A 12,517-nucleotide genomic window follows, 5' to 3' on the forward strand; every position below is an offset into this window, starting at 1 on the left:
TCAGCTCTCTCCGGGGCTCAGCGAAACGTCTGCTGGAGCCCCAGCAGCCGCCGGGCGCCCAGCTTGTCCAGATAGCCCAGGTGGTCGTCCACCGAGTACACGTACTTCTCCAGGTACTCCTTGGTCCGGTCCTGGGCCGCGAGGTCCCGGTACTCCACGAGCTGCTCCCGGTCGTAGCCGTAGTGTCCCGGCGAGGACAGCGGGTGCGAGCCGTAGGGCGCGTGGGCGACGCTCTCGACGATCGCGCCGGGGATGGACACCAGGCGCGGATCGGGGGCCGGGGCGTACTCGTCCAGGATCTCGTCCGAGCTGATGACGACGTGGTCGCTCGCCTTGGCCATCACGTCCTCGAACCGCCGCTGGCCGAAGATCTGCGCGTTGCCCTTCCGATCGGTGACCTGGGCGTGGAACAGGCCGTAGTCCGCGCGCAGGGCGGGGATCGTGGTCACGGTGTTCCCGGTGTACGGGTCGGTCGTGGTCCTGATGCCGTCGTTGACCTTGGGCAGGTCGGTGCCCTCGTAGAGCGCGGGCAGCGGCAGGAACGGCAGCCTGCTGGCCCCCGCGCGGAAGCCGTACACGATCCACGCCTCGTCCGCCTCGACGATCTCGATGGCCTTGCTCTCGGCGGCCCGCCGGTAGTTCGGCGCCATGCCGAGGAACTCCAGCCCCACGTACGACACGTGCAGCCGCCGCACGCAGCCGGCCGCGATGAGCATGTCCACCGGCGGGCCGGCGCTCGGCGTCGGGATCAGCTCCAGGTCCTTCACCCCGCGTCGGATCAGCGCGTTGACCAGCGCCATCGGGCCGTTGTGCGAGTGCACGCCGCCCAGCGCGATCGTGGCTCCGTCCGGGATGCCGGCGACCGCCTCCTCCGGGGTCGTCACCTTGCTCGCGCTCATCGCCTGAGTCCCTCACCCTCGCTGGTCGTCACCTCACCGAGCGGGCGCGTACCGGTGACGCGCTTGAGCTCGGCCCTTCTGATCTTGCCGCCCTCGTCGACCGGCAGCCCGGTCACGAACTCCACCTCGCGCGGCCGCTTGTACCCGGCCAGCCGCTCGGCGCAGTAGTCGAGGACCTGCCGCTCGGTCAGGTCCGCGCCGGGCACCCGCTGCACCAGCGCCTTCACCGACTCCCCGAACCGCTCGTGCGGGACGCCGATCACGGCCGCGCGCTCGACGCCCGGGCAGGCCTGCAGCACCGCCTCGACCTCGCCGGCGTACACGTTCTGCGCGCCCGAGCGGATGACGCCCTGCGCCCGGTCGGCGAGGTAGATGTAGCCGCGCTCGTCGCGCCAGGCCATGTCGCCGAGCCGGAGCCAGCCGTCCTTGAGCACGGCGCGGGTCGCCTCGGGCTGGCTCCAGTAGCCGGAGAACACGCTGGCCGCCCGGATCCGCATCTCGCCGGTCTCCCTGACGGCCACCTCCTTGTCCTCCGCGTCGAAGATCTTGACGTCGGCGAACGCGGCAGGACGGCCGACCGGGACGATCGAGGCGGTCTCGGTCCGCAGGAAGTTGCGGTGGTCGTCGGGGGTGAGCAGCGCGACGAAGCCGCCCGCCTCCGTCGCGCCGAACGCGTGGTAGAACTCCAGGTCCAGCGCCTCGGCCAGGGAGCGGATCAGGCTCCACGACACCGACGCGCCGCCGTAGCCCACCAGCTTGAGCGGGCTCGCGCGGGTCAGGTCGAGCTCGGGCAGCGCCCGGACGAGGTCGACCAGCATCGTGGGCACCAGGAACGCGTGCTCGACCCCGTACCTGCCGACGTCGTCCACGAAGCCGGCCGCGTCGAACCGCCGGCGCAGCAGCAGCGGGACGCCCAGGTAGGCGGTGGTCGTCACGAAGGACGCGCCGACTCCGAGGGTCAGCGGCACCGAGATCCAGGTGGGGCCGCCGCGCGGGACGTTCACCTCGCACAGGTAGTTGGCCGTGCTGGCTACCTGCTGGTCGTGTGTGGCCATGCAGCCCTTGGACGCGCCGGTGGTGCCGCTGGTGTAGCGCAGCGAGCGCAGCTCGTCGCCGGTGCCGGTCTCCGGCACCTCGTCAGGGGCGCCCGAGGCGACCAGGTCGGTGAACGATGCACCGTCCAGGCCGACGGTGTAGACGCCGCGGACGCCGGGCACCGTGCGCGCGGCCTCGACCGCGGCCGGTGTGTCGCAGACGATCAGGGAGGCGCCCGAGTGGGTGAGGATCCTGGCGATCTCGGGCGCGGTCAGCCGGGTGTTGATCCCGACGGTGACCAGGTTGGCCTTCCACGCGCCGTGGAAGGCCGTCACGATGTGGTGGCAGTTGGACAGCACCAGCGCGATCCGCTCCTGGGCGCGGTACCCGAGGGCGATCAGCGCGTTGGCCAGGCGGTTGGACTCGACGTCCAGCTCGGCCCAGGACAATTGGGTCTGCTCGCAGATGACGGCGGTCATCGGGCCGCGGCGCACCGCGTTCTGCCGCAGCAGTCTCTCGATTCGCATGAGGGTTCCGTTCGTCAGCGGCCGAGTGCCCGCTCGACCAGGTCGGCGACCAGGCCGGGGCGTTCGATGTGGACGTTGTGCCCCGCGCCGGGCAGCACGGTGACCGGGCGGCCGAGGACCTCGGCCATGTCAGCCGGGTCGATGCCGGGATCCTGGTCGCCGCAGGCCAGCTCGGCCGGGCAGGTCACCCGGCTCATGCGGGCGGCCAGCTCGGGGCCGGTGGCGGGGGCGGCGCGGGTGATGGCGGGGTCCGCCGACAGCCGGTGGCCGCCGTTCTGGCGGATGATCCCGCTGTCACGGTCCTCGTCGGTGAACGCGGGCCCGCGCACCCCCGACACCCGGCCGAACAGCTCGCGTGCCTGCTCCTCGTCGCCGAAGATCCGTGGCGGCTTGGCGGCCAGTGCGGAGCGCCGGGACAGCTCCTCCTCCGTCCAGGCCACCTTCATCGCGACCACGGCCAGGGACGCGACGGCGACGCCGCGGGTGCCGTCCGCGAGGGTCATCCCGACCAGCCCGCCGAGCGAGTGCCCGACGACGGTCAGCGGGGAGCCGTCCGGCAGCAGGCCGGTGAGCGCCTTGGCCACGGGGCCGGCGTAACCGCCGGGGGAGTAGTCCTGGCGGTGGGCCGAGCGGCCGTGCCCCGGCAGGTCGGCCACCAGCCACCGGCAGCGGGTGCGGCGCTCGCGCAGCTCGTTCAGCACCGGCCTCCAGACGGCTCCCGAGGCGCCCGAACCGTGCAGGAACAGCACCGCGGGCCCGTCGCCGCCGGCTTCGAGGTGCACCTCGCCCATCACGCCTCGCCTCCGCCCGCGCCCTTGAGCGGCGCGTCCTTGAGGGTCGTGTCGTCGGGGGTCGGGTCCTTGAGGAAGTCCAGCACCGCGTCCAGGAACGCGCCGGCCCGCTCGATCTGGGGGTAGTGGCCGCTGCCGCCGATCGTCACCGTACGCGCGCCGGGGATCTGCGCGGCCAGCTCCCGCCACGTCTGCTGGGGCACCAGCCGGTCGTGCTCGCCCCGGACGAGCAGGGTGGGCACGGCGACGCCGCCGTAGTCGCGGGCGGGCGGGCGGACGTGCGAGCGCCGCTCGCCGCCGTCCCGCCCGGGAGCGCGCAGGCTCGCCGCCGCGGCGGTCTCCCACGCGCCGGGGACCATGCAGGACTCATGGCGGCGGCGCAGGTAGTCCTCGCTGTCCCGCCAGCGCGGGTCGTGGAAGAGCACGTCCATGGAGGGCCGCAGGCCGTCGAGGGTGCCGTCGAACCGCTCCAGCGTCAGGCGGGCCGCCTCCACGGGAGCGGCCAGGCCGGTGCCGACCACGGCCATCGCCTGGATCGGCCACTCCGCCGATGACCGGTTGGCGAGGTCGAGCAGCATCCGGCCGCTGAGCGACGTGCCGATGAAGACCGCCTGCTCGACGCGGAGCGTGCGCAGCACCGCGGCGATCTGCCGCCGCATGAGCCGCCGCTGGCCGCCGCCGAAGTCGCGCAGCTTGTCGCTGAGGCCGAAGCCGACGAAGTCGATCGCCAGCACCCGGTGCCGCTCGGCCAGCGCCTCGATGCAGTTCTCCCAGGCGAGCAGGGCCGAGGCGCCGTACTCGCCGCCGTGCAGGAGGACCAGCGGCGGCCCGTCCCCGGCCTCTAGGTAGTGGGTGGTGACGCCGTCGGCGAGGACGTACCGATCGGCCCACCCGCGAGGGGAGCCCACGCTCAGGCCGCGGACGGGTAGCGGCGCAGCACGCCCTCGCGATCGACCTGCGTTCTGAGCAGGTCGAGCTCGTGCTCGTCCGGCGCCTCGACGATCTGCAGGTCGTCGGCGATCAGCAGCTCGAACCCGGTCGCCGCCTGGATCTTCGCCACGCTCGTCCACGGATGGACCTTGATCAGCCGCATCCGCTTGCTCTCCGGCTCGAAGTCGAAGACGCCCAGCGGGGTGAACACCCGGCGCGGCCCGTCGGACTCCGGGCGGAAGACCTTGCCGCGGGCGTCGCCGCCGTCGAGCCAGCCGGCGCCGCTGATGAAGTCGACCTTGTCGACGAAGATCTTCGGCGAGTGGTGCTCGGTGTAGATGTAGCTGGTCTTGAAGCCGCCGAGGAAGATCAGGCCGATCGTGCCCGGCCCGCGGACCTTCGGCTTGTCCCAGTCGCCGATCATGGCCATGTTCAGGTTGCCGTGCTTGTCTATCTGCATGCCGCCGAGGAACGCGAAGTCGAAGCGCATCGCGGTCTCGAAGTCCACCACGTCGTCGAGGCTGAAGTGATACTCACTGGTCACCAGGTTGCGGTAGTCGGCCGACGACTCGGTCAGCCGCTGGATCTTGGGGTTCATCGCGCCGCTGCCACCGCAGAAGAAGGACAGGTTGGGCGCGTGGGTGAGCTGCGCCAGGCGCAGCGCGGCGGCGGGGATGTGCGACGCGGCGCCCACGGAGCCGAAGTCGCCGTCCTGCATCTCGTGCGAGATGGAGATCGCCATCATCTCGGCCCAGGTGTAGCTCGGCTCCGGCACGTGGCCCCCTCTTACTTCTTGTCAGACCATCGATTCGCAATTATCGTACAGTAAGTCCGTAATTTGTAACAATGCTCTCGCGGCGGGGTCCATGTCAAGGGTCGCCGCACCCGTGGCCGCGCAGGAGGAACAACCATGACCCGACCCGCCATCGAGCGCGTCCTGCACGGCCTGGTGGACCTGCACTGCCACTCCGGGCCCAACCCGCTGCCGCGCCGCTTCGACCACGTCGAGGCCGCCCGCGACGGCGAACGCCTGGGGATGCGGGCCTTCCTCGCCAAGTCCCACCACCACAACACCGTGATGGACCTGCTCGCGATGGCCGACCGGCTGGCCGGCGTGAGCACCGCCGTGTACGGCGGCATCGCGTTGAACGCCCAGGTCGGCGGCATCAACCCGTACGCGGTGGAGATGTCGCTGCGCATGGGCGGCCGGTGCGTGTGGTTCCCCACCATCTCCTCCAGCGCCCACATCGACCATCACAACGCGGGTGGCGGTTTCCCCAAGCCGACGGTCCCGCTGACCATGACCCAGGTGGACGTCCGCGGCCCCGACGGCGCGCTGATCCCCGAGGTCGGCCGGGTGATCGAGATCATCGCCGAGACCGGGGCGCTGCTGTCGGCCGGGCACATGGCCCCCGACGACATCCGGGAGGTGTTCACCACCGCGCGCGAGGCGGGCGTGCGGCGCATGGTGGTCGGCCACCCGAACTTCGTGATCGGCTCCGATCCCGCCCAGTGCCGCGAGTTCGTCGAGCTCGGCGCCTACATCGAGCACGAGACCAGCATGTACGACCCCGAGGTCGCCCAGAAGAAGTGGGGCCCCGAGGTGCTGATGGACTGGATCGAGCAGGTGGGGCCCGAGCACACCGTCCTCGCCTCCGACCTCGGGCAGGCCGGCCGCCCGTTCCCCGTCGACTCCTTCATCAGGGTCGGGTCCGCGCTGCTCGACCTCGGACTGCCCGAGAAGGACCTGCAACAGATCGTCCGCGTCAACCCCTCGTACCTGCTCGGCCTGGACGACTGACCGTTCACCCAGGACCGGCCAACAGAAGGACGCATCGCATGTACAGCCCCAGCGACCCCCGCTCCGCGCTCAACACCGCCACCACGACCACGATCGACCCGAACGCCCCCGTGGCGGCCTTCGCCACCTACGAGTTCCTCACGCTGCCGCCCGGCGAGGAGAGCGAGCCGGGCAGCAGGACCTGGTACGTCCGCGGCCAGAACTTCGTGCTCGCCTTCAGCCGCCTGGCCGCCGGGGACACCCTCCGGCGCGGCGCGGCCGAGCAGCGCCACGAGTACGTGATCGTCCTGCCCCACGACGGCGCCACGGTCGAGGTGACGGCCGGCGCCGACAGCCAGAAGGTGAGCGGGGCGGGCGTGGTCATCGTGCCGCCCGGCGACAGCGCCGTCACCGCTCACACCGACGCCGAGGTGGTCAGGCTGTTCGACGTGCGGACCGCCGACGTGCTGCCGCGCTGTGTCAACGCGGACGACTACGCCGAGCCGCACCCGCGCGTCGCCTTGCTGGAGCCGTGGCCCGAGCCGCCCGCCGGGCACCGCCTGCGGGTCTACCGCAACGCCGATCATCCCCTGGACCCGGGCCGGTTCGGCCGGATCTTCCGGTCCAGCGCCTTCATGGTCAACTTCGGCGACCCCAGGAACGGGCCGCGTAACCCCGACCGGCTCTCGCCGCACCACCACGACGACTTCGAGCAGTGCTCGCTGACCGTCGCCGGCGACTACGTCCATCACGTCCGCACACCCTGGACCTCCAAGCTGTCGCAGTGGCGCGACGACGACCACGTGCGCGTCGCCAGCCCCGCCGTCGCGATCATCCCGCCGCCCACCGTGCACACCAGCCAGGCCCTCGGCGAGGGCGCCCACCTGCTCATCGACATCTTCAGCCCGCCGCGCGCGGACTTCTCCGCCAAGCAGGGATGGGTGCTCAACGCCGACGAGTACCCCGCCTCCGAGCACGTCACGGTCGGCTGAGCATGGGCTTCTTCGACACCGCCACGGCGCGCACGCCGCGCCTCGGCACCTGGATCAAACTGGCGACCGTCGAGAGCGTCGACATCATGGCCGGCGCCGGGTTCGACTTCGTGGTCATCGACCTGGAGCACTCGCCGCTCGACCTGTCCATGACGGCGCGGATGATCAGCGCGGCCTCGGCGTACGGCGTCGACCCGCTGGTCCGCGTGCCGGATCACCAGGGCTCGACGATCGGGCGGATCCTGGACGCCGGAGCCAGGGGCATCCTGGTGCCCCGCGTGGACTCGACCGCCGACGCCGAACGCGTCGTCGCGGCCACCCGCTTCCCGCCCCTCGGCCAGCGGGGGGCGGGCGGCACCAGCCGGGCCGGCCGGTGGGGGCTGACCCCGCGCGCCGAGTACGTCAGGACCGGCAACGAGGACGTCGTCTGCATCCCGCAGCTGGAGAGCCCGGCCGCCATCGACGCCGCCGCCGACATCCTGGCCGTGGCCGGGGTGGACGCGGTCTTCCTCGGGGCCGGCGACCTGTCGCTCGCGCTGGGCGTCGGCATGAACGACCCCACGGTGCGGAGCTCGCTCGACCGGGCCCGTACGGCGGCCGCCGCGGCGGGCAAACCCTGCGGGGCGGCCTGCGTGGACGCGGCGTCGGCCCATCGGGCCGCGGCCCTCGGGCACCAGTTCCTGATCATGGGCAACGACGCGACCATGCTCGCCCGTACGGCCCACACGATGACGGAGGCGTTCAGGAAGCAGGCGACGGCGTGATCGTCGGCACCTGGCGGCTGGCGGACTACTACATGGAAGGGGCGCCCGGCGAGGGCGCCCGCCCGCTCGGGGACACCCCGCTCGGCCTGCTCATCTACGGCCCCGACGGCTACATGTCGGTCCAGTACATGGCCGGCGACCGCCCGCCCCTGTCGTCGGAGAACTGGCGCTGGACCACCGACGAGGAGAAGCTCGCCGCCGTCCGGACCTTCGGCGGGTACGCGGGACGCTACACCTGGCTCGGCGACCGCATCGTGCACCAGGTGGAGGCCGGCATCTATCCCAACTGGATCGGCACCGAGCTGGTCCGCCTGGCCGTCGTGGCGGGCGACCGGCTGACCCTGCGCGCCGACCGGACGGACGGCCAGCCGCCCACCCCCGTCCTGCTCTGGGAGCGCATCCGGTGATCGACTCACACGCGCATCTGGTGACCGACGACCCGGCCTACCCCTACGACCCGCCCGGCGGCACGGTCAGCGACGCCGTCCGCCACGACCCGATGACCGCGGAGCGGCTGCTGGCCGCGCTGGACGCCAACGGGCTGTCGGCCGCCGTCGCGGTCCAGCGCGCGCACGTGTACGGCTACGACAACAGCTACGTCGTGGACGCGGCGGCCCGCCACCCCGACCGGCTGCGCGCCATGTGCGTCATCGACGCGCGGGCTTCTGACGCCGCGAAGACCGTGCGGCGCTGGGCCGAGCGCGGCGCCGTGGCCATGCGCCTGACCTCGCCCGGCGGCGACCAGCACGGCGGCACGCCGGGCGCCGGCTGGTTCGCCGGGCCGGCGGCGCTGGAGGTGTGGCGGCAGGTGAGCGAGCTCGGCCTGTCGATGTGCCTGCACCTCTACCGCTGGAACCGCGACGAGAGCCTGCGCGCCCTGCCCGCGGTCGCCCGCGCGTTCCCCGGCACGCCGGTCGTCCTCGACCACGTCGCCAGTGTCGAGGCCCACCGCGCCGAGCCCGTCCCCGGCGCCGCCGGGCTGCTCGCGCTGGCCGACCTGCCGCAGGTGCACGTCAAGGTGACCACGCTCAACTTCGCCCGGATCAGCGCCGCCGGCGTCGCGCCGCCGGTGATCGTGGAGTGGCTGGTGTCCCGGTTCGGCGCCGAGCGGGTGCTGTGGGGGTCCGACGTCACGCAGACCGCCGGCACGTACGCGGACATGGCGCGGATCGCCCGGGAGTCGGTCGCCGGCCTGCCCGCGCGGGACGCCGCCCTGGTCCTCGGCGGGACGGCGGCCGCACTCTACGGCTTCCCGCCACTCCCGCAGACCGGCGAACCCGGCCCGCAGGCCGCTGAACCCGGCCCGCAGGCCGGTGAGGGTGGCGCGGAGGCCGGTGAACATGCCGGATGACGAGGTGCCGCTGGTGGACGCCCACGTGCACCTATTCACCAGCGCGCTGCCGCTCGCGGCGCGCGCCTGGACCCGCCCCGACGTGGACCTGCCCGTGGAGAAGTTCCTGACGACGATGGACGAGCACGGCGTCGGGCGCGCCGTGATCTCGGCGATGAGCCTGCTCGGCGACCTGAACGACTACACGATCGACGCCCTGCGCGAGCACGACCGGCTGCGCGGCACCGTCATCGTCGAGCCCGGCGTGGACCGGTACGTGCTCGAACGCATGCGCTCCGACGGCGTGCGCGGCATCCGGTTCCAGTGGCGGCGCCTCGCGGAGCTGCCCGACCTCGGCGATCCGGCCTACCGCAGGCTGCTGTTCCGGGTCGCGGACCTCGGCTGGCACGTCGAGCTGAACATCGAGGGCGAACGGCTGCCGCCGGTGCTCGACCGGCTCGTCCGCTCCGGGGTGAAGATCGTCGTCGACCACTTCGGCGACCCCGACCGCCGCGCCGGGTACGCGGGGGAGCCGGGGGCGGCGCTGCTGCGTGCCCTGGAGACCGGCCGGGTGTGGGTGAAGCTGTCGGCGGGCTACCGCTTCGGCGTCGGCACGGACACGCTGGCCGGGTACGCGGCGACACTGCTCGCCGCCGCCGGGCCCGAGCACCTGTTCTGGGGCAGCGACGCGCCGTTCGTCGGCGCGCGGCAGCCGGTCACCTACCGCGACGCCGTGGAGTCGTTCGCCCGGATCGTCCCGGACCCGGCCCTGCGCCGGCGCATCTCCCAAGCCGCGAACGCGTTCTACTTCGACTGACCGGCGCCGGTCGCCGTCACCGCTGATCCCGCGCGAGCCCACGCCGGGCTCGCTCCGGGCCCGCGTGCTTCACTTCGCGGACACGCCTGAGCCCACCCCGGCCCGTCAGCGCCGGGGTGGGCCTCAGCGTGTGGTCACCGTCCGGGCGGCGTGTGGCTCTGCAGGTGCTCCGCGAACCCGGCGAAGTCCTCCGCCAGTTGGTCCGCGCTCCACCCGCCGTCCCGATGCGTCACGAACGCCTCCTTCGGATGCGCCCAGATCGCGAACTTGTCGCCGCCGAAGCCGAGGTACTGCCCGGTGACCCCGGCCGCCTCGTCCGAGGAAAGGTAGACCACCAGGGGCGCCACGTCCTCCACCGTGCCGATCCCGCGCCGCCGCAGGTCGGCCGGGACGGGGCCGCCGGCCTCGACCGCGGCCACGGCCTCGGTCAGCGACGGGATCGTCGCGGCCATCCTGGTCAGGGCGGTGGGCACGATCGCGTTCACGGTCACGCCCAGCTTCGCCGTCTCGACCGACCACACCCGGACCATCGCGATGATGGCCGCCTTGGACGCGGCGTACGCGGTCTGCCCGAAGCCGCCGTACTGGCCGGCCGGCGAGCCGACCAGGATCAGCCGGCCGCCGCCGCCCTGCTCACGGAAGCGGCGCACCGCAGCCCGCCCGCAGGTGAAGGTGCCGCGCACGTGGCTGTCCACGACGAGGTCGAACTCCTCGTCCGTGACCTTGACCAGCGTCCGGTCACGCAGTGCGCCGGCGTTGGTGCACATCACGTCCAGCCGACCGAACTCGGAGACGGCCCGTCCCACCAGCGCGTCGGCCGACTCGGCCGAGCCGACCGCGCACACCTCGGCGACGGCCTGCCCGCCCGCGCCCCTGATCTCCTCGGCGGTCTTCTCGGCGACGTCCGCGTCGAGGTCGTTGACCACCACGGCGGCGCCCGCCGCGGCCAGCGCCAGCGCGTACGCGTGCCCGAGCCCTCGTCCTGATCCGGTGACGATCGCCACCTTGCCGTCCAGCCGCACTGGTTTCCTCTCCCTCATCTACTCAGGTCCCTCACGTGCTGATCTTGATCGAGGCGAAGTCGTAGTCGCCCATCACCGGCGGCTCCATCCCGGTCACGCCCTTGCGGAAGGCCGCCACGTACGTCACGCCGCAGACCGGGATCACCGGCGGCCCCGCCTCGAACACCTTGGTGATGATCTCCCGCATGGGCGCGGCCCGCTTCTCGTTCACGTCACTGACCCGCGCCTTGGCCAGCAGCTCGGGAACGCCCGGCAGGGTGTAGCCGCCGGGGTTGTACGCGCCGCCCTTGGTGTAGAAGTCCTTGACGAACTGGGTCGGGTCGGGCCGTCCCGCCTGCAGCAGCGCCACCGTGGCGGAGAAGTTGCCGGTCCTGCGGGCGGTGATCATCTGCTGGAACTCGAGGACCTTGATCTTGACCCTGATCCCCACCTTCTGCAGCTGCGCCTGCAGCGCCTGGGCCAGCGTCTGGAACTGGGTGTTGGGCCCGACCTCGACCTGCAGATCCAGGCCGTTCGGCAGCCCGGCCTCGGCCAGGAGCTGCTTGGCCTTCTCCGGGTCGTAGTAGGGCTTGACGTCGTTCAGCTCGGGCACGTTCGCCCAGAAGCCGTTCTGGAACGGCTGCACCGCCGGCGCGCAGGCGCCCGCGTACAGGCTCTTGCTGATCGACTCGCGGTCGATGGCGTACAGCAGCGCCTGCCTGACCTTCGGGTCGGCCAGCTCCTTGATCTTCGTGTTCACCAGGATCGCGTTGAACTGGGTGTTGGGCGCCTGGATGACCGTCATGCCGGCCGCCTGCGACTCCTTGATCTGCCCTGGGGTGATCGAGGTGCCGTCGGCCTGTCCCGACTTCACGGCCCGCAGCCGGGTCGCCTCGTCGGAGTAGACCGCCATCTCCAGGCCGCCGATGCCGGTCTTGGCGGCGTCCCGGTAGCCGTCGAACTTCTTGAAGGTGACCTTGTCCTGAGCGAACGAGGCGAGCTGGAACGGCCCGGTGCCGACCGGCTTGGTGCCGAGGTCCGGGTCGTCCAGCGCGCCGGGCGCGACCACGATGCCGGGTTCGCCGGCCAGTACGTTGATCATGTAGCCGGCGGGCTCGGTGAAGGTCAGCTTCACCTCGGTCGGGCTGACCACATCGACCTTGTCCAGCGTGGCCAGCGTCGTCACCAGCGCGCCGCTCTTCTTGTACGCCTCCAGCGACGCCTTGACCGCGTCGGCGCCGAACTCCTCGCCGTTGTGGAACTTCACCCCCTCCCGCAGCTTGAAGGTGATGACCTTGTTGCCGTCCGAGAGCTTCCACTCGGTGGCCAGGCCCGGCTTGATCTCACCGGCGGCGCTCCTGGCGACCAGGCTCTCGTAGACCACGTCGAGGAAGACCGGGTCCAGCGGCGCCGCCTTGCGCGGGTCGAAGGAGGTCGGCATTCCCGGCACGGCCCATTTCAGGACGGCCGAGCCGTCGGGGGTGCCGGTTCCGCCGCCCTGCTGCGGGGCGGACGTCCCGCCGCCACACCCGGCGAGGGCGAGGCCGGTGGCGAGGATCGCGCCGGCCGATCTGACTGCTGCTCGTTTCACGGCTTAGCCTCCATGTTTCAGAAGCGAGCTGATGTCGTTGGTGACCTGGCTTCAGCCGTG

13 protein-coding genes are annotated in these 12,517 nt (G+C 72.2%); 6 read left to right on the plus strand and 7 right to left on the minus strand.

Features of this window, described 5'->3' with window-relative positions; translation table 11 throughout:
* Nucleotides 1-17 precede the first annotated feature (17 nt).
* Genes B0I32_RS34525 through B0I32_RS34545 form a run of 5 tightly spaced genes read right to left on the minus strand, consistent with a single transcriptional unit; the run spans nucleotide 18 to nucleotide 4,957 of the window.
* A complete protein-coding gene (locus tag B0I32_RS34525; RefSeq protein ID WP_106246977.1) occupies nucleotides 18-899 on the minus strand; it encodes a CoA transferase subunit A in 882 nt (293 codons plus the stop codon).
* On the minus strand, nucleotides 896-2,461 hold the full coding sequence (locus B0I32_RS34530) for a class I adenylate-forming enzyme family protein (protein ID WP_106246979.1): 1,566 nt from the start codon (nucleotides 2,459-2,461) through the stop codon (nucleotides 896-898). The genes B0I32_RS34525 and B0I32_RS34530 overlap by 4 nt, the downstream gene beginning before the upstream one ends.
* 14 nt (nucleotides 2,462-2,475) lie before the next feature.
* Complete coding sequence (locus B0I32_RS34535) at nucleotides 2,476-3,252, minus strand: alpha/beta fold hydrolase (protein ID WP_106246981.1); 777 nt, start codon at nucleotides 3,250-3,252, stop codon at nucleotides 2,476-2,478.
* Nucleotides 3,252-4,160: an alpha/beta fold hydrolase gene (locus tag B0I32_RS34540; protein ID WP_181308090.1), complete on the minus strand. Its 909-nt coding sequence runs from the start codon at nucleotides 4,158-4,160 to the stop codon at nucleotides 3,252-3,254. Before B0I32_RS34540 ends, B0I32_RS34535 begins: the two co-directional genes overlap by 1 nt.
* Before the next feature lie 2 nt (nucleotides 4,161-4,162).
* Nucleotides 4,163-4,957 (minus strand): CoA-transferase subunit beta, encoded by a 795-nt coding sequence (locus B0I32_RS34545; protein WP_106246984.1) that lies wholly within the window; start codon nucleotides 4,955-4,957, stop codon nucleotides 4,163-4,165.
* Nucleotides 4,958-5,092: 135 nt separating this feature from the next.
* Here B0I32_RS34545 and B0I32_RS34550 point away from each other — a divergent pair, with 135 nt between their 5' ends.
* Genes B0I32_RS34550 through B0I32_RS34575 form a run of 6 tightly spaced genes read left to right on the plus strand, consistent with a single transcriptional unit; the run spans nucleotide 5,093 to nucleotide 9,865 of the window.
* On the plus strand, nucleotides 5,093-5,983 hold the full coding sequence (locus B0I32_RS34550) for a DUF6282 family protein (protein WP_106246986.1): 891 nt from the start codon (nucleotides 5,093-5,095) through the stop codon (nucleotides 5,981-5,983).
* A 38-nt stretch (nucleotides 5,984-6,021) separates the two neighbouring features.
* On the plus strand, nucleotides 6,022-6,954 hold the full coding sequence (locus B0I32_RS34555; RefSeq protein WP_106246988.1) for a cupin domain-containing protein: 933 nt from the start codon (nucleotides 6,022-6,024) through the stop codon (nucleotides 6,952-6,954).
* A 2-nt stretch (nucleotides 6,955-6,956) separates the two neighbouring features.
* Entirely contained in the window at nucleotides 6,957-7,718 is a 762-nt protein-coding gene (locus B0I32_RS34560) for an HpcH/HpaI aldolase family protein (RefSeq protein WP_106246989.1), read from the plus strand.
* Nucleotides 7,715-8,125 (plus strand): lipocalin-like domain-containing protein, encoded by a 411-nt coding sequence (locus B0I32_RS34565; protein ID WP_106246991.1) that lies wholly within the window; start codon nucleotides 7,715-7,717, stop codon nucleotides 8,123-8,125. Before B0I32_RS34560 ends, B0I32_RS34565 begins: the two co-directional genes overlap by 4 nt.
* Complete coding sequence (locus B0I32_RS34570) at nucleotides 8,122-9,069, plus strand: amidohydrolase family protein (protein WP_181308092.1); 948 nt, start codon at nucleotides 8,122-8,124, stop codon at nucleotides 9,067-9,069. The genes B0I32_RS34565 and B0I32_RS34570 overlap by 4 nt, the downstream gene beginning before the upstream one ends.
* On the plus strand, nucleotides 9,059-9,865 hold the full coding sequence (locus tag B0I32_RS34575; protein ID WP_106247253.1) for an amidohydrolase family protein: 807 nt from the start codon (nucleotides 9,059-9,061) through the stop codon (nucleotides 9,863-9,865). Before B0I32_RS34570 ends, B0I32_RS34575 begins: the two co-directional genes overlap by 11 nt.
* Nucleotides 9,866-9,999: 134 nt before the next feature.
* Here the strand turns inward: B0I32_RS34575 and B0I32_RS34580 are convergent, their stop codons facing one another.
* Both B0I32_RS34580 and B0I32_RS34585 read right to left on the minus strand, forming a co-directional pair.
* Entirely contained in the window at nucleotides 10,000-10,905 is a 906-nt protein-coding gene (locus B0I32_RS34580; protein ID WP_106246995.1) for an SDR family NAD(P)-dependent oxidoreductase, read from the minus strand.
* A 13-nt stretch (nucleotides 10,906-10,918) separates the two neighbouring features.
* The gene (locus tag B0I32_RS34585; protein ID WP_106246997.1) at nucleotides 10,919-12,457 is read right to left on the minus strand and encodes an ABC transporter substrate-binding protein; all 1,539 of its coding nucleotides are present in this window, start codon (nucleotides 12,455-12,457) and stop codon (nucleotides 10,919-10,921) included.
* Nucleotides 12,458-12,517 lie beyond the last annotated feature (60 nt).

It is taken from the genome of Nonomuraea fuscirosea, from assembly GCF_003001935.1.
Classification (GTDB): Bacteria; Actinomycetota; Actinomycetes; order Streptosporangiales; family Streptosporangiaceae; genus Nonomuraea; species Nonomuraea fuscirosea.

Coding starts and splice junctions, on each gene's coding strand:
- B0I32_RS34580 (WP_106246995.1), bottom strand. CDS start 10,905: ATGAGGGAGAGGAAACCAGTGCGGCTGGACGGCAAGGTGGCGATCGTC.
- B0I32_RS34530 (WP_106246979.1), bottom strand. CDS start 2,461: ATGCGAATCGAGAGACTGCTGCGGCAGAACGCGGTGCGCCGCGGCCCG.
- B0I32_RS34560 (WP_106246989.1), top strand. CDS start 6,957: ATGGGCTTCTTCGACACCGCCACGGCGCGCACGCCGCGCCTCGGCACC.
- B0I32_RS34535 (WP_106246981.1), bottom strand. CDS start 3,252: ATGGGCGAGGTGCACCTCGAAGCCGGCGGCGACGGGCCCGCGGTGCTG.
- B0I32_RS34550 (WP_106246986.1), top strand. CDS start 5,093: ATGACCCGACCCGCCATCGAGCGCGTCCTGCACGGCCTGGTGGACCTG.
- B0I32_RS34575 (WP_106247253.1), top strand. CDS start 9,059: ATGCCGGATGACGAGGTGCCGCTGGTGGACGCCCACGTGCACCTATTC.
- B0I32_RS34525 (WP_106246977.1), bottom strand. CDS start 899: ATGAGCGCGAGCAAGGTGACGACCCCGGAGGAGGCGGTCGCCGGCATC.
- B0I32_RS34555 (WP_106246988.1), top strand. CDS start 6,022: ATGTACAGCCCCAGCGACCCCCGCTCCGCGCTCAACACCGCCACCACG.